The following is a 22,697-nucleotide window of genomic DNA, read 5'->3' as shown; positions in this document are numbered from 1 at the left end:
GCGTCAATCGTGACTAAGCAGCCTTTTATCTCCAGTAATTCAAGAAGCTCTGGTAACGCTGTTATTTCATTCGACTTTTTATCAACAGGGCATTGCGCCAAAACAACACCATTTTCGCACGCAAATGCACTGACCATATAAAGTGCATCGCGCCTATCTGACTGATTAAATGAACCTTTCAATCGCTTACCATCAATCGCAACTACATCGCCCTGAGTTAATTTAGAACAGTCTTTCATCCAAGAAGAAAAAGAATCTTGAAACTGCGTCATATCAATGCGACTCATCACACGAGCGATTGTGTCATGGCGAGGGATACCTTGCTAAAGAGGAACGTACTTCCTGAGCCAATCTAATCTATCATGGCCAAAATCTTCAATATCTTCCCAACCTTGGCACCCAGATATGACAGCGCTGACAGCTAAGAATATGATATCAAGTAGTTTATTGACAACTTTCCCCTGCTGGCGAGGGTCATCAATTGATTCGAAATATTTAAATAGTTGAATAGTTGAATCTCAGGCATGGGGGCTCCTTAAAAAGGAGTATAAGATCATACTTTTAAGTCAAGATAAAGTTCGTGATCTTACCCTGAGACCTGACCCCATTATTTTTTACTCTACTGAATATATGGAGGTAACTTCAACTTTATTATCTTTCAAATGAATATTAGCTTTCCACAATTGAGAATTTATATAAACTTTTATAGAGTATGCATTCTTTTCAAATAAGCCTGTTACTACTGGACTCATTGAAACAGCGCCAGGAATACTGGTGAATTTATTTAATTGACTGTCAAAAAACCAGTCAAACATATTCACCCTTTTTTTAATGGCGTTCTCTTTGTTATTTCTCAACTCTTCCATAAACCTCCAGATAACCCCATAATCTTCTATAGCAACGGTAGGCTCTAAACGGATGGCTCCATCAAAGTTACAACTTTGATTAGTCACAGCGACTTCCAATGTGGCAACATAGGGCTCAACTTTATATCCGCCAACCACGCCATAATGTTTTTTGTAGCAAATGCCATCAGTATTCGAAGGCTCTTCTACAAATATTGTATCACCACATTTAAAATGGAATTTGCCCCTTGCGCCATTTAATTTCTTCATTACCATTAGCTTATGCTGGTTATTTAGAACGCTTTCTCCACAGCTAACATGCAAATTACTAGTACTAACAACACTTGCAATAGCTAGAATCGTCGGACCTATCGCGACCACCATGATTTCTCCTCTGGTTTATAACTATCGGGGTCAGATCTTGTTTTTTGCCACTAATTACATAAAGACAAAAAGAAAGACCTGACCCTATTCACTTTGTTACTAAAGGGTGACTCTATTTACTTTTCTGTTAGTTTAATCATCAGGCAAGGTAAGTAAATCATCAACTATTCCTAACTTACTAAGCAATGAAATGAATCTTGACTTTTTTTTATCTATCACATATTGCGCATCCATAACTACCGAAAAAACAACGTACTCAATGCCTTTTTCAAAATTCAATCTATCTCTTTTTATTAGCGTAGTGTAAGTTTTGACTTCAAGAGGTTTAAATATTACATCTCCTTCAAGTGGCGAAAACTCTACATTTTTAAACGATAATGGGTTGTCAAACGGGTTACTCGTTGCATACACGTCTTTTGCTCTATAAAACTTAAAAGCATGCTCAGTAAAATGAGTTTCATCGAAATAATTTGAAATTACTTTAATTTCAAATGCCGTATTATTTCTTAAAACAACACTCGTATTGCAATATACCAAATCGCAAATAGTATATACTACGGCTTCAATAGCTTTAGGTGGTTTTTCAATCGCATTTGAAAAGCATACCTGTGAATTAACTATTAAAAATAATAAAGTTAAAAATCTATATTTTGACATTATATTTCCTTGATGCACTATCGAAAAATTTGTGCCTTCCTATTTTACTTTACGAGCACTTACTTCCCTCTAAAAAACTTTCCGAATATTTTATATATACAATCAGCAGTATAACTAAAAAGTGTAAGGAAGAAATAAAACAATAACGACAATGGTACTATTATTGTCAACAACCCCCAATCATTTGAACTATAAGAGATTTGGCAAATTGTCAATGCAACTATTGAAAACACACATAGTAAAGTAAATGCATTTTCTTTTACATCTTCAAAAAGAAAGCTCAAAGAAAAGAAATTGGATTTAGAACGAAAAATATAAAAAACACAAGTGGTTAACGCTATGGCTATCCCATAGTGGTGATTTAAACTAATCACCAATAAAAATTGAAATATAATAAAAATAAAAATTACTTTTTTAATCATTTTTATTCCTTATTGATTCTAAAACTATTTACAAAACGCGACATAACTAGAGTATGTTTTCTTTGTTCCTTGCATATACATTACCCCATATCCAACTTCGTAAGAAGCTCCGAGTGCATCTATAGAAAATGAATCTAGACGATGCTCAATTGCATACGCAGCTCCGTGTACCTTTGCGCTGTACTTCTTAAACCCTCTCAAAAATGCAGCTCCTATTGTTTCAATTTCCGAAGTAGACCAACCTCGGATACCATCAATATCATAAAAAACTGTGCAATTACTATTTAAAGTCGTATTAAATTAAAGAGTTATGGTTTATTTATAGTTAAATCAGATACAGGAACAATCAGACTAAAAGATGATTAAATGAATGAAATATGAATATACGCTCAAATTAAATGACTACTTAAACGTAACTTTGCCGCCGATCATTTTATACGCGGGTGCGCCTCGGATAATTGCTTCTCGAGCAAAAGGGCGTGAGCAGTTGGGGCATACGCAAGGAATTGTGGTGAAATCTTGACTGATCCGTTCGATAAAACATTTAACCAATGCCCCTTTGCCGCCTTTACGATATTTGAATAGGGGAGCTTTACATTGACTACAAAAAATATCGACCGTTTTAGTAGGGCCTTTTTTATTCGGTTTTGCCATTATTTTGTTACTTTTACTACAAACACGCGAATAGATTAACAGCTTATGGCCAAAGTCCAAAGATTAAGCCCATTAAAGTAAACTGTAAAATATGGTAACCGCTATTGATTAAAAACAGCTTTAGTGGTCGTTGTTCATAAATATAGCTCATTCCTAAGGCACTGCTTACCCAACATAGTCCAACCGCAAAGCCAACGCCTACCGCAACCCCTAAATGTGGATGTGGTCCTAAAAACAGTGATAAGCCAAAAGCGATAAATAAAGATAAAACAAAACCGCCACCAAATACCCATTTTGGATTTGTTGCTTTTAAATCCAGCTCCGTTAATCCACAGCCTTCTAACCAGGCTCGTTGAAACAACCAAGGTGAATACCAAACGCCTCCTAACATAAAAGAAGACATGGCAGCTAATAATACGGCTACAAAATCCAGTTGTGATAAATCCATAATGACTACTTATGCTGATTGCAAAAAATACAATGATATTTTTACTGTAGTTAATGAACGCCATTGCAGCAACTATCTAAACTGCAAAACTATCTATGATGCGTGGCTGGTGCCCAAATATAAATGCACTAAAGTAACCTGAGCTTCATTTCAAGTGACTACAGGCGACTGTATTACTTAGTTGACCGGGTAAAACTTATTACCTAAAAGGCAACAATAAACTTACTGAGCATTACTAAACCGGAAACCGTGATCCGAAATAACGCTCACTATTGCGCTAGGATTTACTGCTGAACTGGTTTTTTTTGTAGCTTACGCTGTAAAGTCCGCCGATGCATATTAAGTTGCCGAGCAGTTGCTGAAATATTGCCTTGATTGGTATGCAGCACTTGCTGAATATGTTCCCACTCAAGACGCTCTGGCGACATAGTTACAATATCATCTGCAATTAACTCAGTAGTTGGCTCGCATGTGCCTGTTAAGGCTCGTAATAACGTGAGCATATCAACGGGTTTTGTTAAATAATCATTTGCACCTAGGCGCATAGCCTCTACCGCTGTGGCAATACTGGCATAGCCTGTTAATAATACAATATGTGCGTCTGTTAGTAAGGCTCTCAGTGGTGCGATAAGAGCTAAACCGTTATCGTCAGCTAATTTCATATCTAACAGAATATGTGTCGGTGCGAAGTTTTTAGCTACACCGATAGCCTCGGCTTTATTATGTGCCAGCTGACATGCGAAACCGTGTTTGGTTAAGCGCCGCGCTAACGTATTGGCAAGATTAATATCATCTTCAATAATTAATAGCTTCATACAGGCTCAACTTGTGGCTCATCAATGGTTAATTGTACTTTGGCAACCGCGCCACCTTGTGGGTGATTAAATAATGTTAAAGAGCCTTGTAAACGCTCAAATGTTACATTTGAAAGCATAACTGCTAGCCCCATCCCCGTTTCACTAGGCATTAACTGACCCCCTAACTCTGCCAATTGTGCTGCGCTAAATCCTTTACCAAAATCACGTATAACTAAACTCACTGTTTTAGGGTTATCTGGAGTCTGTTGCCAGTTCAATTCCAGTGTTTGTTGCTGTGCCTGTTGATTGGCAAAAGCAGCATTTTGCAACAAGTTTAATATCGCTGGCAGTAACATAGCATCATTAGTAACCGAGCTAGCAGGCGCTGCATTTAGCCAATTAAGCTGTTGATCGGGATACTGTAATAGCATTGTATCGCTAATTTGTTGAGCTAATGCGTTTAACGATACAGTCGCTGCAACCGTTTGTGTGCGTAGTTCAGATGACAGGGTACGAAACTGTTTTAACTGCTGTGCGCATTGCAACAAGGGCTGCTGCATGTCTTTCACAATCTCATTATCGGGCTGCTCTTCAAGAAGCTCTTCATACAATAATTGTAAATTGGCGATTGGGCTGGCTAATTGATGAGTAATTTGTGCCGCAGCACCATCAAGCGTGACTAACTGCTCTGCTCGTAATTGTTTTTCTCGCACAGTTGCAATTGTGCGCTCTCGCGAATGCAGTGCACGGTTCATAGTGCCGATAACGAATGCTATAACGCTAGCACTGATCACAAAGTTAACCCACATACCCACAAAGTGACTGGTCATTTGCATATGATGCATGCTGTGCTGAGGCATTTTAAATAGCAGCACGCTATAGGCGGTGATCGCTAATACAGCAATATAAGCTAAGCCGCGAGCACTGACACTCACCGCAGCAATCATTATTGGTAACAACAGTAACGACACAAATGCATTGGTCGCACCACCACTCAAAGACAGCAATACCGATAAAAAAAGCACATCGGCCGTAAGCTGCATTAACATCCCAAGTTCTTTCGCTTTACTGACATTACGATAAGCAATCACGCTTAAAATTTGGAATACGGCTTCAAAGGAGATCACTACCAGTAGAGGCAATAAAGGGATTTGGTGCTCAAGTAAAAAATAGACTGCAACAACGGCCAATAGTTGAATTGCAATTGCACCACTGCGTAACATCAGTAAACGGCTAATCGCAGGATCAGTGCGCATTAAAAACGCCATACATAATTACCTAACAAAAAAATACCTAATAAAAAATGCTTAATTAAAGAAGGTTAACCTAATCATCATCCATAGAGATACTAAACACAGCACACGGCGTTCCTTGATGAAACACCATTTTCCACTGGCCTTCGGTTAATCGCCATAGCGACATCCGTAACGAATAGTTAAACTCAGCGCGCGCAGAGCGCCGATATGCCGCTTGATAACTTAGTTGGGCAATATCATCACTAAGCATTCGGCCTTTAAAATGCTGATTGTAAAACTGCGGCACGACTTCGGTAGGTAACCGCGTTAATACTTGATATTTATTAAATACAGTACCATTAGCGGCAATTTCAATAAAATCATCATCGAGCAAAGCATCCAATGCCTGCTCAGATTGACGGATCTCAGGATCTAATAACTGGCGCTCAGCGTCAATCAAATGATTAAACAATGATGCCTTGATTTTGCTGCCCATACTGTATCCTACAATTGGTGTTTATATATTTGCCCTGCTTTCATCACAAATTGTACATTTTGCAATGTCGTTATATCATCAAGAGGAGAGCCATTAACGCTGATGATATCTGCTTGTTTACCAACACTCAACTGCCCTAGTCGGTCTTGTTGGCCGAGTAACTTAGCGGCATTAACTGTTGCTGACATAATAGCCTGTTTTTCAGTCATGCCATATTTAACTAACCATAAAAACTCATCAGCATTATTACCATGGCGTGATACGCCAGAATCTGTACCAAAAGCAATATTAACATTGTTTTTTAATGCCAGCTTAAATGAAGCTGCAACATTTGGTACAACGGTGCGTACTTTATCAGCAATAGCTGTTGGCATATTTGGGTTACTGAGAACTTCTTGACTGACCGTTTGGCCTGCCAATAACGTGGGCACTAAATAAGCGTTGTATTGCTTAAATAACTTTACAGTCTCTTTGTCTAGGTAAGAGCCATGTTCAATTGAATCAACACCTGCACGTAATGCCGCTTTGATCCCTGATGTACCATGAGCATGGGCTGTTACGCTGCGCCCTAAGTTATGTGCAGTATCAACAATCGCCATCAACTCTTGATCTGTGAACTGCTGATTGACACCCGCTGCGGTATTACTTAACACCCCACCCGTTGCGGTAATTTTAATTACATCAGCACCTGATTTAATTACTTCACGAACCGCGCGGCGACAATCATCAGCACCATCACACACCCCTAACCCTCCACTTATCACATCACTAATATCTTTACGGTAACCGTGCAGATCAGCATGCCCGCCTGTTGGGGTAATTGTATCTCCGGCAGCAAAAATACGTGGCCCTTGAATATCTCCACGCTCAACGGCACGCTGTAGTGGAAAGATCACTTTATAGCTACTACCTAAATCACGCACGGAGGTAAAACCCGCAGCAAGAGTGCGCTGCAAATATTTAACTGAGCGCAGCGCATAATCAGCCTCATATTCTGTTAGCCAGCGATGTGGATTAGCACTTGCGTCACGCTCAAAAGTAACATGTACGTGCATATCAATTAATCCAGGCATAACAAATTGATTTTTTAAATCAATGATCTTTGCATCGGGCAATGCTAGATCAATAACACTCACATAGCCTTTTTCGATGCGCGTGATGATAGCGTCTTCTATAACAATAGTGCGTTGCTTTTCTAGTATTTGTTCAGCACCTGCTAACATTGATCCTGCGTAAATAACCTGAGTTTGTGTTGCAAAACTCGCCGCAGAATATACCGTCGTACCCAATGCAGCCAAGATAGTAATTAATTTTTGTTTCATGTTTACCTCATTTTTCTACTACCATTAGCCTAAATTACGTTTAATTACCACTATTTACGACGTAAGCTAAGTTATAAACTAGTCTTAGAACTGGATTTTTGGTATAAATCAAACATAGATGACACATGTCTGACCACTTAAAGAGAGCACACTATGACCTACGCACACATAACGGGTTGGGGTAAATGTATCCCACCAGCGCGTATTAGCAACGATGAAATTAGCCAATTAGTTGATACCAATGATGAATGGATCACATCCCGCACTGGTATAAAAGCCCGTAGAGTAAGCCACGTTAGTACTGCAGAGCTTGCCACTGTAGCAGCTAAACATGCAATAGCCTGTGCTGGCATTAATGCTAAAGACATCGACTTAGTGTTATTAGCAACATGTACGCCCTCTACTATGGTGGCAAACACAGCTTCGTTAGTACAAAAAAACATTGGTGCAGTTGGCGCTGCCGCTATGGACACCAATGCAGCTTGCTCTGGTTTTTTATATGCAATACAAGCAGCGACTGCACAAATTCAAGCCGGTATGATCAAAAAAGCTGTAGTAATTGCTGCTGAACGTATGACCTGGTATGTAAACTGGGATCGCCGTGACAGTGCGGTGTTATTTGGTGATGGCGCCGGTGCCGTAGTACTTGAAGCAGCAGACACGCCAGCGGGTTTACTCGCGACAAAAACAGGCTGTGATAGCGAAGACCGTGATATCTTGCATATCACTAACTTTGGTAGTGACTTAAATAAATATGTGCCTATTGGGCCATCTGATTTATTATTTGAAGGTCGCGAAATCTTTAAACGCGCAGTAAAGGGCATGAGTGAAGCCTGTGACGATGTGCTCACACAAGCAAATTTGAGCCTTGATGATATCGATGTACTTGTGCCACACCAAGCAAATTTACGTATCATTCAAGCCATTCAACATCGCTTAAAAGTGCCAGATGAAAAAGTAATGGTTAACATTGGCGAATACGGCAATACATCGGCAGCAACTATTGCAATCGCATTATGCGAAGCTGTTGAGCAAGGATTAATTAAACCACATGCTAATATCATGTCTGCAGCATTTGGTGCCGGATTAACTTGGGCTGCTAGTTACATAAAATGGGGCGAACGCGTCACGCCAATCAGCGTTAGCGATGCAGCACTACCACCGTGTGATAAAACCGGTTTAGAGTTAGTGGCCCCCGCAGTAGCAGCTTGCAAAGGCAGTGATCAATAACATACTCAATATGGCGCAGCTATACTGCGCCATTTACCACAGATAGCTAAAAATGATGCAATTGCTAGGAATTCACCACGCTGCTATTATATGCAGCGATTACACCCGCTCAAAACATTTTTATCATCAGATCTTACAGCTGCCGATAATTGCAGAGCATTTTCGCCAACATCGCCATTCATACAAATTAGATTTAGCCTTGCCTGATGGTAGCCAAATAGAGCTATTTTCATTTGATAATGCACCAAAGCGACCTAGTTACCCAGAAGCACAAGGTTTACGACATTTAGCATTTAAAGTGGCCAATATTGAGCAAAGTAAAGTGTATTTGCAAAGCCAAGGTGTGGCAGTAGAAGAGATTCGAACTGATGAATACACAGGTAAACAATTTACCTTTTTTGCAGATCCTGATGGGTTACCGCTTGAGCTTTATGAGGCATAACCTCACAAAGCTCAATAAATTTATTTAAAACGACTTTGTAAGTAGTTAAATACGGCACGAATACCGAGTGCTTCACCACCGACTGGACGACCAGGTAATGAGCGGATATTCCATGCCATTACATCAAAATGTACCCATGGTGTGGTTGGCTCTACAAATTCTTTTAAATAAAGTGCGGCAGTAATTGCGCCGCCGAATGGGGTACTTGCACAGTTAGCCATATCAGCAACATCACTTTTTAATAAACTTTTATATTGTTCAAAAAGCGGTAATTGCCAAACGGGGTCGCTTACTGCAATACCGGCGTCAATAATGCCATTGGCAACATCACGCTCAGTTGAGAAAAACCCTGGTAACTCAGTGCCTAACGCAATACGACAAGCACCGGTTAAGGTTGCAAAATCAATGATCAACTCAGGATTGTCATTTTGTGCTTCCGTGAGTGCATCACATAACACTAAACGCCCCTCTGCGTCGGTGTTATCGATTTCGACCATAATGCCTTTACGTGTTTTAATTACATCGCCAGGGCGAAATGCATTGCGCGATACCGCATTCTCAACAGCGGGTACCAACACGCGTAAACGAATTGGTAAATTTGCCGCCATAATTAACTGCGCTAAACCAATTACATGAGCTGCGCCGCCCATGTCTTTTTTCATATTGCGCATACCTGAGCTTGGTTTAAGATCTAAACCACCAGAATCAAAACAAACACCTTTGCCGACTAAGGTGATCAAAGGAGCATCTGCAGCGCCCCAGTGTAAATCAAGTAAACGCGGTTTATTTTCACTGGCGCGGCCTACCATGTGGATAGTTGGATAGTTTTGTTCTAATAATTCATCCCCTATCCATTCATTGAATTGACCATTGTAAGTGTGTGCTAAATCAGCCATCACTTGTGATAAGTGCTGTGGCATCATGTCTACGGCGGGAGTATTAACTAGATCTCTAACTAAGTTAATCGCATTTGCTTGGCGTGTAATACGCGCAAACAATGCTTCATCGGCAATTGCTAATTGTGCTTTTACAGCACCTTTGGCTTTATATTCGCTAAATTCATAACCACCAAGTATAAAACCCAGAGCAATCTGTTCTAATTGTTGTTCACACTCTTGAACTTGGTAAATTCCTGCTGGCAGTTTGCTGGCTAATTCACCCGCGAGCCAAAAGTCATCAACGCTATTAACTAAACAATACACCTGACTTAGCGCTCCACTTTGTGGATTGACCACCAAGGCTAAACCTTGTTTTGCAAAATCACAGCTATTTAGCCAGTTTTGTAAAAAAATTGGCTGCTGTGCTTGCCATGTAGCTAAGTCATTTTTAACAATAAAAGATAAAGGAATACCCGTAGAACTATGACGAATTAATGTACTCATTAAATGACTCGTTTAAAATTATATGATGATCAAGCATATCAATAACTCAGCATAAAAGGTATAGCACAAAGACTATCCTTTAAACTGCATGGCATTATTTTTTTACAGGTGGTTTTACGTCTGATTTTGCCGTTTTTTCAGCGTGGTGGTGTTGCTGCTCTTCATCAGCGATCTGCTGGTCAATATCTTTAAGTGATTTATTTATATTAAATGAACTTGGCAGTACATCAACTCCAACCCATTGACCCAACTTAACAACCAGTGGAATAGTCACAGGTGCAAAAGGTAAAACAGCAAAAACACCTAAACCCAATCCTTTGAGAATATCAACAAACTGGGCATTCGCTTTTTGCAGATCCTCTTTACTCACATCTCCTTGGGTGTAGCGACGATAAATTGTGAGCATTTCTTTGGTTTCTTGCTTTTCCTGCGCCAGTGCAATTTTAAGTGCTACCATAGCGCGCTTAAAACGCAACTGTTGGCGTTTTGTACTAATTTTTGCCACTCGAATTGGGGCACGATGAATAACTTTATATAGTCGCATAACGCTATTCTCACATAGCCTTAACGCTTCACAAAGCATAATTTAATACAATCACCGATTAACAGATCAACATCATTTCTCAACTAGCAAAAAAGCCATGATTAAGTATAATCACGGGCCAATAAACAGCCCATGCTATTAAATCTGTAAATAATGAATAAAATGCCGCAAAACACAGCCGATATACCATACCGAGTTGACGACACAAAACCAACCAGACCGGCTGCTGATCAGTGCTGCGGTGGTGGCAGTTGTTGCCCATGTGTTTGGGATGAATACCGAGAAGCGTTAAAAGTTTGGCGACAACAAAATCCTGAACAAACTGATCATTAATAATTATTGAACTTTATTGAATTTTACTTAGTCTAAAGATTTATTTATAAAATTACTATTTCATTTACTTATAAAAAAATCCCACTTATTACTTTATTTCTAATTTCCCTTTTCAAAATATCATTACTTTTCATATAGGTATGTAAACCTCTAATTTCCTCTATAGAAAAACCAAAAAAAACCAAATCATTTAACACCTTGCACAATTATTTAACAAGTTGTATAACTTTAATAGACTATTTGGCTTTTTAAAAATCATATAGTTACGAAATTACAATAATTCTAACTGGGGAAATTAGAATGAAATTTAGAAATAACATATTAAATCATGCAGTTAAAATTGCATTAACGACAACCACCGCAGGCTTATTTATTTCGGGGACTGCCTTAGCTGCAGATGAACAAGCTGAAGTAACTAAAGTAAATAAAAATGTAGAAAAAATAGCCGTAGTGGGTACTCGCTCTGCACCGCGTTCTATTGGTGATTCACCGGTACCTATCGATATCATCGGTGGTGAAGAACTTGGTAAATCAGGTAATACGGATATGCTCGAGCTATTAAAAGGCTCAATTCCATCATTAAACGTGCATTCAATGCCTATTAGTGACGCAGCATCTTTGGTTCGTCCAGCTAACTTACGTGGCTTACCTTCTGACAGTACATTGATATTACTCAATGGTAAACGTCGTCATCGTGCCTCTGTTATTGCCTTTTTAGGTGGCGGCATAAACGATGGCGCACAAGGTGCGGACATTTCAGTTATTCCAAGTATCGCTCTAAAACAAGTTGAAGTACTAAGAGATGGCGCAGCCGCTCAGTACGGCTCAGATGCGATTGCTGGGGTTATCAACTTTGTACTAAAAGATGCCTCAGAAGGCGGCAGTTTCGAAGTACGCCAAGGTCAGTACTATGAAGGCGACGGTGATACAACACAGATTTCCGGTAACATTGGTCTACCATTTACCGACAATGGCTTCGCAAATTTAAGTTTCCAATACAAAACGGCTGACGCAACTAGTCGTTCAGTGCAACGTTTTGATGCAGCAAACTTAATTGAGGCTGGTGTTCCTGACATTGCCCCGATTACACAAATATGGGGCGCACCAGAAGTTGATGACGATATCTCTATTTTTGGTAATGTCGGCCTTGAGCTGACTAAAAACTCCGAATTTTACATGTTTGGTAACTATTCAGAGCGTGATGTACGCGGTGGTTTTTATTATCGTAATCCAACAACTCGTCCTGGTGTTTATGGCGGAACAATTCGTGATGTTAATGGTACAAATATGCGTCGCCCTGGTGATGATAATCCAGCGGGTCAAAAACTGTGGGATGATGCAACTCCAACAGTGTTAGTCGCTTCACTGGATGGATATGATCAGCAAATAAACTGTCCTCTTGTCGAACTGCAAGCCAATGGCGCACCAGATCAAGCTGCTATAGATTCTCTAAGTGCTGCAAATTGCTTTGCCTTTAACCAAACATTGCCTGGTGGTTTTACACCTAACTTTGGTGGCAACATCACAGATACTTCGCTTACGATAGGTACTAAAGGCGAGTTCACTGGTGGTATGTTAGAAGGTGCGTACTACGATTTAAGCGGTACGGTCGGCTTTAATGAATCTCGTTACTTTATTTACGATACTGTTAATGCATCATTAGGCCCTGATAGTCCGCGTGATTTTAGCCCAGGTAAATACTCACAATTAGAGAAAAACTTTAATTTTGATTTATCAAAAGGCTTTGATTTTGATCTAGCATACGATGTGAACATAGCCGGTGGCCTTGAATGGCACGAGGAAACATTTACAGTTACCTCTGGCGATGTAGCATCATTTACAGCAGGCCCACTAACGGATCAAGGTTTTGGTATCGGTTCAAATGGTTTCCCTGGCTTTAAACCATCTGACGCTGGTGAATATACTCGTCGCAACTACGCCGCTTATGTCGATATTGAAGCCCCATTTACCGAAGAGTTTTTAATGGGTCTAGCGCTGCGTTATGAAGATTATGATACCTTTGGCTCTACGGTTAATTATAAATTAATGGCTCAATATCACTTAACCGATGATTTAAACGTGCGTGGTTCAATCAGCTCCGGCTTTCGCGCACCGACTGTTGGTCAAGCCAATGTCAGTAACGTGCAAACAAACCTAAGCAGTGGCGTATTGGTCGACTCTGCTTTACTACCACCGACCAATCCAATTGCGGTACAGTTAGGCGGTACAGAGCTTGAGCCTGAAGAGTCGCAAAGTTATACCTTTGGCGCGGTATACACCATCGGTGAAGTATTCCTAACTATTGATTATTATAATATTCAAGTTGATGACCGTATTAGTCAATCTGAAAAAATCGAGCTGAGCCAAGCTGATAAAGATACGCTTGAAGCCGCTGGTGTGCCAAACGTGCAAAGCTTAGCGCAAGTAAGCTTCTTTACTAATGACTTTGACACCACCACTCAAGGTATAGACTTTGTAGCAAACTATGCCACAGATTTACTCGGCGGTAGCTCAACATTTAGTTTAGCCTACAACTGGAATGAAACTGAGGTTACCCGTTCAACTGATATTACTGGGCCGTTTAAAGTAAGCCGTTTAGAGAACGACTTACCAAACCACCGTGGTACGCTTAGTTGGTCACAACAATGGGAAAGTTTCTCAATGTTTACTCGTGCAAATTATTTTGGTGAATACCAGGGTGTGCATGTAGATTATGACGAAACAGCAAAAACGGCAGATGCAGCAATTACGCTCGACGCTGAAGTAACTTACTTTTTGAATGATTCGATTAGTTTCTCAGTCGGCGCACAAAACCTGCTCGACCAAGAAGCAGAGAAACTTGATTTTACCGTGGCACCTAATAATAACTGGGGTGGTAAATACTATGAAACTTCGCCATATGGTATTAACGGTGGTTTCTATTATGTCAAAGCAACGTATACTTTTTAAACGTAGCTAAGCATTGAAAAGATAGGCGAAATGCTCAAGACATTTCGCCTTTTTCGTGCTATACCCAAATAATAAATCTAGTAACTAAAAAATAAAAAAAGTGATGCATGTTGCTAAAAAAAGCTAACCAACTACTTGCCGAAAACAAACTCCAAGAAGCGGAGTTTCACTATAAAACCTTGCTTGAAAGTGATCCCCAAAATGGCGAAGCGCTATTTGGTTTGGGCCGTATTGCCCTGCGCTTAGAGCGCTTTGATGCTGCGGTTTATTTATTACAAAGAAGCTGTGAACGTCTGCCTAATATGTTGGAGCCACTGCACGCGTTAGCGGATGCATTTAATGGCGTTAATTCGCCAAATGATGCATTAACAGTACTGGAGTACGCAAAAAGCATTGCTAGTCATAACCCAGAGCCACACTATTATCTCGCACAACATTATTTAACCCATGGCGAATTAGATAAAGCACACACCACCTTTGCACAAGCACTAAGTATTGGTTTATATCCTGTCACTGCTTATATTTTATTTGAACTGGTACAACTTGGCCGCTTTGATCAACAGCATAACTACATCAGTAACTTGCATCATTTACTCACACAAACCAATAATTTACGTTTAAAAATGGTTTGTTGTTACGCCTTGGCAAAAAGTTATGATCAACTCAATGATATAGAACAAGCTGTAAATTATTATAAACTAGCCAATAAATTGCAGCTGCAATTGAGTAGCTTCAACACTGAACAATTAACGCCGTTTTATCAAAGTATTATGCGTTATAATCCAAAAAGTTTATTTGCCACTATCAAGCCTGGATTTACTGGTACTGTTACGCCCGTTTTTATTATTGGCATGCCACGCAGTGGCTCAACATTATTAGAACAAATGTTAGCTTCACATAGTGAATTTGCAAGCCTTGGGGAAGATCGCTGTATTAGCTCGCAAATTGTTGCATTCATAGAGCAACAAACCAAGTTGCCCTACCCTGAATGTATTAGCGCACTAACACCGCAACTGATTGAGCAAGCGCGGGCTCTTTATACCGCACGGTTAAAACAAGCTAAACCTATTCGCGCGTTTATGATCAACAAATTGCCCGCGAATTATCAATCGTTAGGGCTTATCTATTTATTGTTTCCAAATGTTAAGTTTATTAACTTGCAGCGCGATTTTAATGCCACAGCTTGGTCCGTTTATAGTAATTACTTTGCAGAAAATGAACCTTATTTTTGCTCATTACCTGAATTTAAACGTTACTATGATTTATACCAAGGTTTGATGACGCATTGGCAACAAGCAATACCTTCGGCTATCTTAGATGTTCATTATGAGCAACTGATCAGCGAGCCGCGCGATACGTTAAAAAGCGTATTTACATTTTTAGGTACCGCATTTGAAGCACAATGTTTAGACTTTTATAAATCAAAAAAACCAGTTACCACGCTTAGCAAAGCCGCAGTACGAAAACCGCTACATAACCGTGCAATAGAACACTGGAAACGTTTTGAAACGCCACTCAGGGCGTTGCTGAATGACGCTCAAACCACGTCACTAGATCCTTAAATTGATCTGCTTTAGCACTGGCGTGCGTTAACATATTAATATGATCGTAATCATATTGATGGCCGTGTTTTTTCCCGTACATTTGCAGGTGTTGAATACCAGTACCTGACTCGGCAATAAATTTTTCAATATCAATTTGTTGTGCAAGCGCTTTGTCTTTCACCCCCCCTATGTGTAAGGTCGGTGGCAAACTTAAGCCAGCCACAGCTTGCGCGTAATCAAACCCGTCGTCGCTATCTAACCATGGTTTACGTTTAGCCCATTGCATACTTTGATAATGCGACTTTTTAGTTTCATCATCACTGCCCCACTTGAGTCTTTTGGCGGGTAAATAACCATGTTTTTTAGCCAGTATTGGCGCTAAAAAATACCAAATCAAATTTCCTTGAAGGTATTTTTGTGGATGATGATTATAAAGCGAGCGTTTAGTACCAAAGTAAGCACATGCTTTTACATCATTGATATACTGTGGGAAACGCGCAAACACACTGTTCATTAATACACCACCCCACGAATGGGCTACCCAATACGCTGGTGGTCTACCTTCACGCTCGGTAATTTTAGCAATAAAAGCGGGAATATCTTCAATAATAGCTTCGGTTTGGCCATAGTGAGCATGCTTTGAGATAGCCGGTTTGCTGTCACCACGACCTCGTAGATCAGCCACATAACACACATATCCTTGCTCAGCTAAAAAAGGGGCTAAACCCTTATTCGAATGCGTATAAAATATTTTGCCATTTTCAACAGCACCATGCATAAACAACACAGCTGGCCCAGCGGCTTTGCTGTTATCTGCTATGCGGCGCAAATGTAATGTTTGTAGCTCAGTTAGTTTAATAAATACTGATTCTTGTACGATCGCCATTTCAGTTCCTTGTTGTCATTGTTATGAACCGCAACTCATCCTACCAGTAATTTAAACAAGATCACACGTCAATGTGTTTCTCTGGTAAAATAATTTTTTTGTTTGTTAAGCTAATTATTTGTTATGAAATCAACACCATTAAAATCAAAACTACACCCTCGAAATCGCCATAACGAAGGCTATGATTTAGACTACCTAAGTATTCAAGTGCCCACTTTAAAACCATATATCGTGCTTACTCCCAATGGTACTAAAAGTATTGATTTTAGTGATAACAAAGCAGTAAAAACGCTTAATCAAGCACTTTTGCAAGCGTACTATAACGTTGATTTTTGGGATATACCTGAACACAACCTTTGCCCACCGATTCCAGGACGCGTTGATTACATTCACTACTTGGCCGATTTACTAGCAAACGATAATCAAGGCGTTATACCTCAAGGCAGACAAGTTAAAGTGCTGGATATAGGTACTGGTGCGAACATAATTTACCCGTTACTAGCAAGCCATGAATATAACTGGAGCGTCACAGGCTCAGATATAGATCCGAGCGCTGTAAAATTAGCCAAACAAATCGTACAATTTAATAATCGCAAAATTACCGTCAAGCTACAAAAGCAGTCGCAGCATATTTTTCAGGGGGTAATAAATGCAAAAGAGCTTTTTCATATTACATTGTGTAACCCTCCTTTTCATGCCAGTGAACAACAAGCAGCTCAAAGTAGCGAGCGGAAATGGAAAAACTTAGGCAAAGCCCCTAAATCGGCTTTAAATTTTGGCGGGCAACATAATGAGCTTTGGTGTGAAGGTGGCGAAGCGCAATTCATTTGTACCATGATCGATGAAAGTGCCCTATTTGCTGAGCAGTGTATGTGGTTTACCTCTTTAGTTTCAAAAAAAGAAAACTTAGCCACGTTACAAGCACAATTAAAAACACACCCTGTGGCTGAAGTTAAAATCATTGAAATGGCGCAAGGGCAAAAAGTGAGTCGCTTTATTGCGTGGAGTTATTTTGATCAACAAACTCGCCAAGAGATCAGCCAGCAATTTACACAACCGGAGATATCATGATTGATTTTCGTTCTGATACTGTCACTAAGCCCTGCGCTAAAATGCGCGAAATTATGTTCAATGCCCCTTTAGGTGATGATGTATATGGTGATGATCCCAGTATTAATAAATTAGAAAGCGTTGCAGCACAGCGTCATGGCTTTGCCAGTGCATTGTTTTGTAGCTCCGGCACCCAAGCAAACTTATTAGCGTTAATGGCTCATTGCGAACGTGGTGATGAATATATTTGCGGGCAAAATGCACACAATTATAAATTTGAAGGCGGTGGCGCGGCAGTGCTTGGATCAATCCAACCGCAACCTATCGAGAATGAAAATGATGGCAGCCTCTGCTTTGACAAAATACGCGCCGCTATCAAACCCAAAGACTTTCACTTTGCTAATACCCGCTTACTCAGTTTAGAAAACACCATTGGCGGTAAAGTGCTGCCATTAAGTTATTTAGCCCAAGCGCGTGAGTTCACTCACAGCCATCAATTAGCACTGCATTTGGATGGTGCTCGCGTTTATAACGCTGCGGTTGCGCTTAGGGTAGATATTACCGAGATAACTAAACACTTTGACTCCGTGTCTATTTGCTTATCAAAAGGCTTAGGCGCACCAGTAGGCTCATTACTACTTGGCTCTGTTGAACTGATCAATAAAGCAAGGCGTTGGCGTAAAGTACTTGGCGGCGCTATGCGCCAAGCTGGTATGCTGGCAGCCGCTGGCCACTATGCACTTGAGCACAATGTTAGCCGTTTAGCCGACGATCACAGCAATGCGCGTTACTTAGCGCAGCAGCTCAGTGCCATTGAAGGCTTTAACGTTGACTTGTCGCGCGATACAACCAATATGGTCTATGCAAATGTTGCTGATAGTGTTGATATTAATGCCATTGCACAGCAACTAAAAGCACAAGGGATAGTATTCAGCCCAAGCAAAACTTTGCGTTTAGTAACTCATTTACAGATCACTCGAGCCGATATTGATCAATTTATAGCAGCGTTAACTTCGGCGCTGCATGTTTAACGCAGCTTTATAGTGTTTGCGGCACACCGACACATAACGGTCGTTGCCGCCAATTTCCACTTGATTACCATCGGCAATCGCTTTGCCTTGCTCATCCGTACGCAATACATGGTTCGCTTTGCGACCGCAATGACACACCGTTTTAAGTTCAACCAGTTTATCAGCCCACGCTAGTAAGTACTGCGAGCCGCTAAATAACTCGCCTCTAAAGTCATTACGCAAGCCATAGCACAACACCGGAATGCCTAATTCATCCACCACATCGGTCAGTTGCATTACTTGCTGACGTGATAAAAATTGACATTCATCCACCAGCACACAATGACGTTTTTGTTCACTATTAAGCTGTTTGATCAGTTCAAAAACATCTTTGTCAGCATCAAAAATATGTGCATCAGCTTGTAAACCAATTCGAGAAGATACCTTACCAACACCAGCACGATCATCCAATGCAGCCGTTAAAATAACGGGCTCCATGCCGCGTTCGCGATAGTTAAATGCCGATTGTAAAAGCGTGGTAGATTTACCTGCGTTCATTGCAGAATAATAAAAGTACAGCTGAGCCATGAAAATGCCTACCCTGAAAAAAGTGCGCTAATGCTACCTTAATCTTGATTGAACATCACCTTTTTTACCCGTGTTATAGAACTATAACTCAACGGTGCCTGCTACTGACGACCCTAGCTTCGTGATTAGTTTTATCTAAATATTCAACATACAGCTTGGCATTATCTTGTGCAGCGATGGTTTGCCAAATACGTTGACTAAGCGCCTTATGCTGTTGATAAAACTGCTTAGAGAAAAGCAAATAGCCTTGGGCTTTTTCAAGTGGAGGATAAATGGCTTGTACTTGGGCTGTTTTATACCGGAAGTTTGATACTTTCCGATCGCCAACTTGGCACACGTCAAGCGTAGCATCAACGACTCCACGGTCGATCAACTCAACGGCTTTTTCGACTGAGGAAGTATGTTGAACAAAAAAAGGCTCTTGATGTAATACCTTGCCTAAGTCATAACCGTTCGCAATAGCTAATGTAAAAGCCCTGGTCTGAAATACTTCGCGGCTTTGCCATTGCTGGTGAAATTTTTTTCCGCCGATGAGACAACTGCCAAATTCACTCACTGCAAAACGCGGATCCAGTTGCTGAGTTCCATCCATTGGGTATTGGGCAAATTCAGTTCGCTCAGGTCGATAGGTAGCAATAACCGCATTCACTTTATTTGTACGCAGATCATTTAAACAACTTAGCCAAGCTTTACGCTGATAACGAATAGACAGTTGTGAAAGTGTATTATCTAGATTTTGTAGGATTTCTAGCGATGCTTCTGGTTGAGTACCTAACATTTCATTGCTTTGCGCTAAAAACATCGGCGCGACAGTTTTATCTTCATAACAAAAAATTAGTTCAGTTGAGTTAGCAATTGCCGCTGTTGATAGCAAACTACACCCGCTACTGAGTACCAATAACGCCAATAAATTATCCCTAACACGTTTATTTTGTTTCATTTTATCTTGCTCCCTAGACGTTTCATCTAAAGTGTAGACCGAAAAAATGAATTGTTTAGTAACTAAACCAAAAAATTTAGATGATCCCTTCGTGCTCAAGTAACCACTGCTTGCGCTCTAGCCCACCCGCATAGCCGGTCAATTTACCATTGGCACCAATAATACGGTGACACGGCACAATAATACTGATTGGGTTTTTACCATTAGCAGTCCCCACTGCGCGAACTGCCTTGGGATTATTGAGTGCATGAGCAATATCTGAATAACTCTGTGTTTGTCCAAATGGCACCGCGGTGAGCGCTTGCCATACCGCTTGTTGAAAAGCAGTGCCATGGGTGGCTAGAGTGACATCAAAGGTTGTTCGCTTGCCTGCAAAGTAGTCATTAAGCTGCGCAGCACAATTTAAAATATGTGGCTGCTCAACATCTGAAAATGGGGTTTCTGAGCACTCTATAACTGGATAAAAGCCCACATAACTGACCCCGTGTTGGTTACCTTGAATAATAATCTCATCAATTGGGCTGGGTATGCGGGTTTGGATAATAGTCATGTTAGCTGCTGCCATAGTTGAAAGGTTAAATAGGAGCGAAATGGCGCGCACATCTCATCATTAAATGGTTTTGCCCCCGCTTGGGCTTTCTTTACGCCTAAATCTCCCGCTAATAAAATATCGGGCTGACTTTGGCCGCGTAATTTTGCATAGTTTACTGTCCAAGGTCCAATCCCTTTGAGTGGCAGCCATTGATCAAGCTGATGACAATCAGGGTTATCGGCGCAAAACTGCGCTAAATTACGCAGCGCATTCTTTCTCGCTTGAGGCATTTTAAAAAATGCCAGCTCACTGTTTGCCACTACCTCAGGGGTTGGAAAATACACTCGCTCGCCATCTTGTTCGCCCAGTTCATCCACCAGCTGAGTCACTAAGTTATGCGCGGCAGTTACACTTACTTGTTGGCCAAGTACCGCACGAATACCAGCCTCAAATACCGACCAAATACCCGGTAACCGCAATCCTTGGGTTAACACAATTGCCCCTTGAAGTTGAGTTGCTAGGTGTTGTTCGATTTGCGCAGTATCGGCATCTAAATCGAGCACCCTGCGAATTTCACTTAAAATAGGCTGTAAAAAGCGCGGCTGATCAATATCAATGCTGACTAAAAAGTGATGTTTGTGCTCTACAAACTCAGCCGTAAACTGACCTTGGCAATGCTGATTTTTAAAGCTGCGACCATAATATGTCTCGCCAAGCCACTCAAGAGGTGAAATTAACCGCTTAGCTAAAAATTGCTGTAACGCAGTCCAATTATAAGGGGGCCGAAAAGGTAATTTAAGCGTCAACATCGCACGTGTTGTGCTGCGCTCACCACGCATTTTTGACGGGCAAATATGTAACTGCTGTAAAAACGCATCATTAAAGCGACGAATACTATTAAAGCCCGCTGCAAAAGCAACTTGAGATACCGATAAATTAGTTTCTTGCAGCAGTTTTTTAGCAAAATGACATTGATTAAATAACCGATACTGAGTTACTGAGATACCAAAATGTTGCTGAAATAACTGCCTTAAATAGCGGCTACTCACGCCGAGTCGCTCAGCTAACTGTTCACAGCTATGTTGCGTTGTTAAGTCACTGTCTATCAGCTGTTTGGCTCGCAGCGCTGTGGTTTTTGTTCCTTGCCATGCGCTACTTCCAGGGGCGCTATCTGGACGACAACGAATGCACGGGCGAAATCCAGCCTGGGCAGCATTGTGCGCATATTGAAAGTACTCTACGTTTTGCTCTTTTGCAGTAGGGGCAGGACAAATTGGCCGACAATAAATACCGGTGCTTTTAACACCGATGAAAAAGAGTCCATCAAAACGATGGTCGCGGCTTTGTCTGGCAAGTTGCCAATGGCTAGTATCCATAAGGTGCTCTTAACTATACATCTGCTAATAGAGTACGTGAAAAAACACAGTTTACTAGCCATTTTCGGCACTCAACCTTTATTCGCTGATTGATTTACTGGTAGCAGCTAAATAACGACGCTCAACTTCAGCCCAATTAATAACATTATAAAATGCTGCGATATACTCCGGGCGGCGGTTTTGGTATTTCAGATAATAGGCGTGCTCCCACACATCTAAACCTAAAATCGGCGTGTTGCCGTGCATTAATGGACTATCTTGATTTAAACTACTTTCCACCACAAGCTGGTTATCTTTATTAACACTTAGCCACGCCCAGCCACTGCCGAAGCGACTAACAGCTGCCGCTGTAAATGACTCTTTAAAGTTATCAAAGCCGCCAAGCTGCTCTGTGATCGCATCTAATAAGCTCCCTTTTGGCTGATCCCCACCATTGGGGCTCATTACTGTCCAAAACAATGAATGGTTTGCATGTCCGCCACCATGCTCTTGCACTACTTTTTGCAGCTCAGTTGGCAACGTGTCAATCTTTGCGAGTAACTCATGTACATCAGTATCACTATACTGGGTATTTTCAAGTGCCGCATTGGCTTTATTGATATATGTTTGATGATGCAAAGTATGGTGGATC

25 protein-coding genes are annotated in these 22,697 nt (G+C 40.8%); 7 read left to right on the top strand and 18 right to left on the bottom strand.

The features are described 5' to 3' along the window. The 10 genes from H5200_RS20345 to H5200_RS20300 form a co-directional block, all read right to left on the bottom strand. The coding region (locus H5200_RS20345; RefSeq protein WP_259399247.1) for an ISAs1 family transposase at window positions 1-272 on the bottom strand (272 nt) is incomplete at its 3' end. A gap of 51 nt (window positions 273-323) precedes the next feature. After that, a complete protein-coding gene (locus H5200_RS24495; RefSeq protein WP_182717838.1) occupies window positions 324-509 on the bottom strand; it encodes a transposase family protein in 186 nt (61 codons plus the stop codon). A 105-nt stretch (window positions 510-614) separates the two neighbouring features. Then, window positions 615-1,229 carry a hypothetical protein gene (locus H5200_RS20335; protein WP_182717833.1) on the bottom strand — a complete coding sequence of 205 codons (615 nt, stop codon included), beginning with the start codon at window positions 1,227-1,229 and terminating at the stop codon, window positions 615-617. 132 nt (window positions 1,230-1,361) lie between these two features. After that, the gene (locus H5200_RS20330; protein WP_182717832.1) at window positions 1,362-1,886 is read right to left on the bottom strand and encodes a hypothetical protein; all 525 of its coding nucleotides are present in this window, start codon (window positions 1,884-1,886) and stop codon (window positions 1,362-1,364) included. Between the two features lie 824 nt (window positions 1,887-2,710). After that, window positions 2,711-2,962 carry a hypothetical protein gene (locus H5200_RS20325; protein ID WP_149980101.1) on the bottom strand — a complete coding sequence of 84 codons (252 nt, stop codon included), beginning with the start codon at window positions 2,960-2,962 and terminating at the stop codon, window positions 2,711-2,713. 43 nt (window positions 2,963-3,005) lie between these two features. After that, the gene (locus H5200_RS20320; RefSeq protein ID WP_145236169.1) at window positions 3,006-3,410 is read right to left on the bottom strand and encodes a DUF1761 domain-containing protein; all 405 of its coding nucleotides are present in this window, start codon (window positions 3,408-3,410) and stop codon (window positions 3,006-3,008) included. 284 nt (window positions 3,411-3,694) lie between these two features. After that, window positions 3,695-4,225 (bottom strand): response regulator transcription factor, encoded by a 531-nt coding sequence (locus tag H5200_RS20315; RefSeq protein ID WP_182717831.1) that lies wholly within the window; start codon window positions 4,223-4,225, stop codon window positions 3,695-3,697. Continuing rightward, on the bottom strand, window positions 4,222-5,463 hold the full coding sequence (locus H5200_RS20310) for a sensor histidine kinase (RefSeq protein ID WP_182762387.1): 1,242 nt from the start codon (window positions 5,461-5,463) through the stop codon (window positions 4,222-4,224). Before H5200_RS20310 ends, H5200_RS20315 begins: the two co-directional genes overlap by 4 nt. A 70-nt stretch (window positions 5,464-5,533) precedes the next feature. After that, window positions 5,534-5,938 carry a DUF4440 domain-containing protein gene (locus tag H5200_RS20305; RefSeq protein ID WP_145236175.1) on the bottom strand — a complete coding sequence of 135 codons (405 nt, stop codon included), beginning with the start codon at window positions 5,936-5,938 and terminating at the stop codon, window positions 5,534-5,536. A gap of 8 nt (window positions 5,939-5,946) precedes the next feature. Next, a complete protein-coding gene (locus H5200_RS20300; protein ID WP_182762383.1) occupies window positions 5,947-7,260 on the bottom strand; it encodes an amidohydrolase family protein in 1,314 nt (437 codons plus the stop codon). Window positions 7,261-7,413: 153 nt separating this feature from the next. On the opposite strand from H5200_RS20300, the gene H5200_RS20295 reads away from it, so the two are divergent. Further along, window positions 7,414-8,490, top strand: coding sequence for a ketoacyl-ACP synthase III (locus tag H5200_RS20295; protein WP_182717829.1), 1,077 nt, complete (start codon window positions 7,414-7,416; stop codon window positions 8,488-8,490). 55 nt (window positions 8,491-8,545) lie between these two features. Next, window positions 8,546-8,932, top strand: a complete 387-nt coding sequence (locus tag H5200_RS20290; RefSeq protein WP_145236314.1) for a VOC family protein — start codon at window positions 8,546-8,548, stop codon at window positions 8,930-8,932. 20 nt (window positions 8,933-8,952) lie between these two features. Here H5200_RS20290 and H5200_RS20285 read toward each other — a convergent pair whose 3' ends face one another. Then, window positions 8,953-10,314, bottom strand: a complete 1,362-nt coding sequence (locus H5200_RS20285) for a M17 family metallopeptidase (protein WP_145236183.1) — start codon at window positions 10,312-10,314, stop codon at window positions 8,953-8,955. Window positions 10,315-10,408: 94 nt separating this feature from the next. Continuing rightward, window positions 10,409-10,858 (bottom strand): hypothetical protein, encoded by a 450-nt coding sequence (locus H5200_RS20280; RefSeq protein WP_145236186.1) that lies wholly within the window; start codon window positions 10,856-10,858, stop codon window positions 10,409-10,411. 162 nt (window positions 10,859-11,020) lie between these two features. Between H5200_RS20280 and H5200_RS20275 the strand changes: the two genes are divergently transcribed. The 3 genes from H5200_RS20275 to H5200_RS20265 all read left to right on the top strand — a co-directional run bounded on the left by H5200_RS20275 (window position 11,021) and on the right by H5200_RS20265 (window position 15,702). Continuing rightward, entirely contained in the window at window positions 11,021-11,191 is a 171-nt protein-coding gene (locus tag H5200_RS20275; protein ID WP_182730848.1) for an oxidoreductase-like domain-containing protein, read from the top strand. Window positions 11,192-11,491: 300 nt separating this feature from the next. Then, the gene (locus H5200_RS20270) at window positions 11,492-14,140 is read left to right on the top strand and encodes a TonB-dependent siderophore receptor (protein WP_182762381.1); all 2,649 of its coding nucleotides are present in this window, start codon (window positions 11,492-11,494) and stop codon (window positions 14,138-14,140) included. Between the two features lie 107 nt (window positions 14,141-14,247). After that, a complete protein-coding gene (locus H5200_RS20265) occupies window positions 14,248-15,702 on the top strand; it encodes a sulfotransferase (protein WP_182762379.1) in 1,455 nt (484 codons plus the stop codon). Here H5200_RS20265 and H5200_RS20260 read toward each other — a convergent pair. Beyond that, window positions 15,656-16,570, bottom strand: coding sequence for an alpha/beta hydrolase (locus tag H5200_RS20260; protein WP_145236199.1), 915 nt, complete (start codon window positions 16,568-16,570; stop codon window positions 15,656-15,658). The two genes, H5200_RS20265 and H5200_RS20260, sit on opposite strands and share 47 nt — an antisense overlap. 123 nt (window positions 16,571-16,693) lie before the next feature. Between H5200_RS20260 and rlmF the strand changes: the two genes are divergently transcribed. Both rlmF and ltaE read left to right on the top strand, forming a co-directional pair. After that, window positions 16,694-17,641, top strand: a complete 948-nt coding sequence (rlmF, locus tag H5200_RS20255) for a 23S rRNA (adenine(1618)-N(6))-methyltransferase RlmF (protein WP_182717825.1) — start codon at window positions 16,694-16,696, stop codon at window positions 17,639-17,641. Continuing rightward, window positions 17,638-18,651, top strand: coding sequence for a low-specificity L-threonine aldolase (gene ltaE / locus H5200_RS20250; RefSeq protein WP_182717824.1), 1,014 nt, complete (start codon window positions 17,638-17,640; stop codon window positions 18,649-18,651). The genes rlmF and ltaE overlap by 4 nt, the downstream gene beginning before the upstream one ends. Here the strand turns inward: ltaE and H5200_RS20245 are convergent. The 5 genes from H5200_RS20245 to H5200_RS20225 all read right to left on the bottom strand — a co-directional run. Further along, complete coding sequence (locus tag H5200_RS20245; protein ID WP_145236208.1) at window positions 18,628-19,218, bottom strand: thymidine kinase; 591 nt, start codon at window positions 19,216-19,218, stop codon at window positions 18,628-18,630. The genes ltaE and H5200_RS20245 overlap by 24 nt on opposite strands. Before the next feature lie 88 nt (window positions 19,219-19,306). Beyond that, entirely contained in the window at window positions 19,307-20,158 is an 852-nt protein-coding gene (locus tag H5200_RS20240; protein WP_246175464.1) for an amino acid ABC transporter substrate-binding protein, read from the bottom strand. Window positions 20,159-20,234: 76 nt separating this feature from the next. Then, window positions 20,235-20,708 (bottom strand): methylated-DNA--[protein]-cysteine S-methyltransferase, encoded by a 474-nt coding sequence (locus H5200_RS20235; RefSeq protein WP_182762377.1) that lies wholly within the window; start codon window positions 20,706-20,708, stop codon window positions 20,235-20,237. Further along, window positions 20,705-22,066, bottom strand: coding sequence for a DNA-3-methyladenine glycosylase 2 family protein (locus H5200_RS20230; RefSeq protein WP_182717822.1), 1,362 nt, complete (start codon window positions 22,064-22,066; stop codon window positions 20,705-20,707). Before H5200_RS20230 ends, H5200_RS20235 begins: the two co-directional genes overlap by 4 nt. A 78-nt stretch (window positions 22,067-22,144) precedes the next feature. Beyond that, a partial coding sequence (locus H5200_RS20225; protein ID WP_182762375.1) for a superoxide dismutase occupies window positions 22,145-22,697 on the bottom strand: 553 nt, incomplete at its 5' end.

The sequence above is a fragment of the Pseudoalteromonas sp. SG43-7 genome, from assembly GCF_014164295.1.
Taxonomy (GTDB): Bacteria; Pseudomonadota; Gammaproteobacteria; order Enterobacterales; family Alteromonadaceae; genus Pseudoalteromonas; species Pseudoalteromonas rhizosphaerae.
This window is presented reverse-complemented; position numbering and strand designations above follow the sequence as displayed.

Bases quoted from the DNA above. Each gene is read 5' to 3' on its own strand.
- H5200_RS20335 (WP_182717833.1), bottom strand. From the start codon at position 1,229: ATGGTGGTCGCGATAGGTCCGACGATTCTAGCTATTGCAAGTGTTGTT.
- H5200_RS20330 (WP_182717832.1), bottom strand. From the start codon at position 1,886: ATGTCAAAATATAGATTTTTAACTTTATTATTTTTAATAGTTAATTCA.
- H5200_RS20325 (WP_149980101.1), bottom strand. From the start codon at position 2,962: ATGGCAAAACCGAATAAAAAAGGCCCTACTAAAACGGTCGATATTTTT.
- H5200_RS20320 (WP_145236169.1), bottom strand. From the start codon at position 3,410: ATGGATTTATCACAACTGGATTTTGTAGCCGTATTATTAGCTGCCATG.
- H5200_RS20315 (WP_182717831.1), bottom strand. From the start codon at position 4,225: ATGAAGCTATTAATTATTGAAGATGATATTAATCTTGCCAATACGTTA.
- H5200_RS20310 (WP_182762387.1), bottom strand. From the start codon at position 5,463: ATGCGCACTGATCCTGCGATTAGCCGTTTACTGATGTTACGCAGTGGT.
- H5200_RS20305 (WP_145236175.1), bottom strand. From the start codon at position 5,938: ATGGGCAGCAAAATCAAGGCATCATTGTTTAATCATTTGATTGACGCT.
- H5200_RS20300 (WP_182762383.1), bottom strand. From the start codon at position 7,260: ATGAAACAAAAATTAATTACTATCTTGGCTGCATTGGGTACGACGGTA.
- H5200_RS20295 (WP_182717829.1), top strand. From the start codon at position 7,414: ATGACCTACGCACACATAACGGGTTGGGGTAAATGTATCCCACCAGCG.
- H5200_RS20290 (WP_145236314.1), top strand. From the start codon at position 8,546: ATGCAATTGCTAGGAATTCACCACGCTGCTATTATATGCAGCGATTAC.
- H5200_RS20285 (WP_145236183.1), bottom strand. From the start codon at position 10,314: ATGAGTACATTAATTCGTCATAGTTCTACGGGTATTCCTTTATCTTTT.
- H5200_RS20280 (WP_145236186.1), bottom strand. From the start codon at position 10,858: ATGCGACTATATAAAGTTATTCATCGTGCCCCAATTCGAGTGGCAAAA.
- H5200_RS20275 (WP_182730848.1), top strand. From the start codon at position 11,021: ATGCCGCAAAACACAGCCGATATACCATACCGAGTTGACGACACAAAA.
- H5200_RS20270 (WP_182762381.1), top strand. From the start codon at position 11,492: ATGAAATTTAGAAATAACATATTAAATCATGCAGTTAAAATTGCATTA.
- H5200_RS20265 (WP_182762379.1), top strand. From the start codon at position 14,248: ATGTTGCTAAAAAAAGCTAACCAACTACTTGCCGAAAACAAACTCCAA.
- H5200_RS20260 (WP_145236199.1), bottom strand. From the start codon at position 16,570: ATGGCGATCGTACAAGAATCAGTATTTATTAAACTAACTGAGCTACAA.
- rlmF (WP_182717825.1), top strand. From the start codon at position 16,694: ATGAAATCAACACCATTAAAATCAAAACTACACCCTCGAAATCGCCAT.
- ltaE (WP_182717824.1), top strand. From the start codon at position 17,638: ATGATTGATTTTCGTTCTGATACTGTCACTAAGCCCTGCGCTAAAATG.
- H5200_RS20245 (WP_145236208.1), bottom strand. From the start codon at position 19,218: ATGGCTCAGCTGTACTTTTATTATTCTGCAATGAACGCAGGTAAATCT.
- H5200_RS20240 (WP_246175464.1), bottom strand. From the start codon at position 20,158: ATGAAACAAAATAAACGTGTTAGGGATAATTTATTGGCGTTATTGGTA.
- H5200_RS20235 (WP_182762377.1), bottom strand. From the start codon at position 20,708: ATGACTATTATCCAAACCCGCATACCCAGCCCAATTGATGAGATTATT.
- H5200_RS20230 (WP_182717822.1), bottom strand. From the start codon at position 22,066: ATGGATACTAGCCATTGGCAACTTGCCAGACAAAGCCGCGACCATCGT.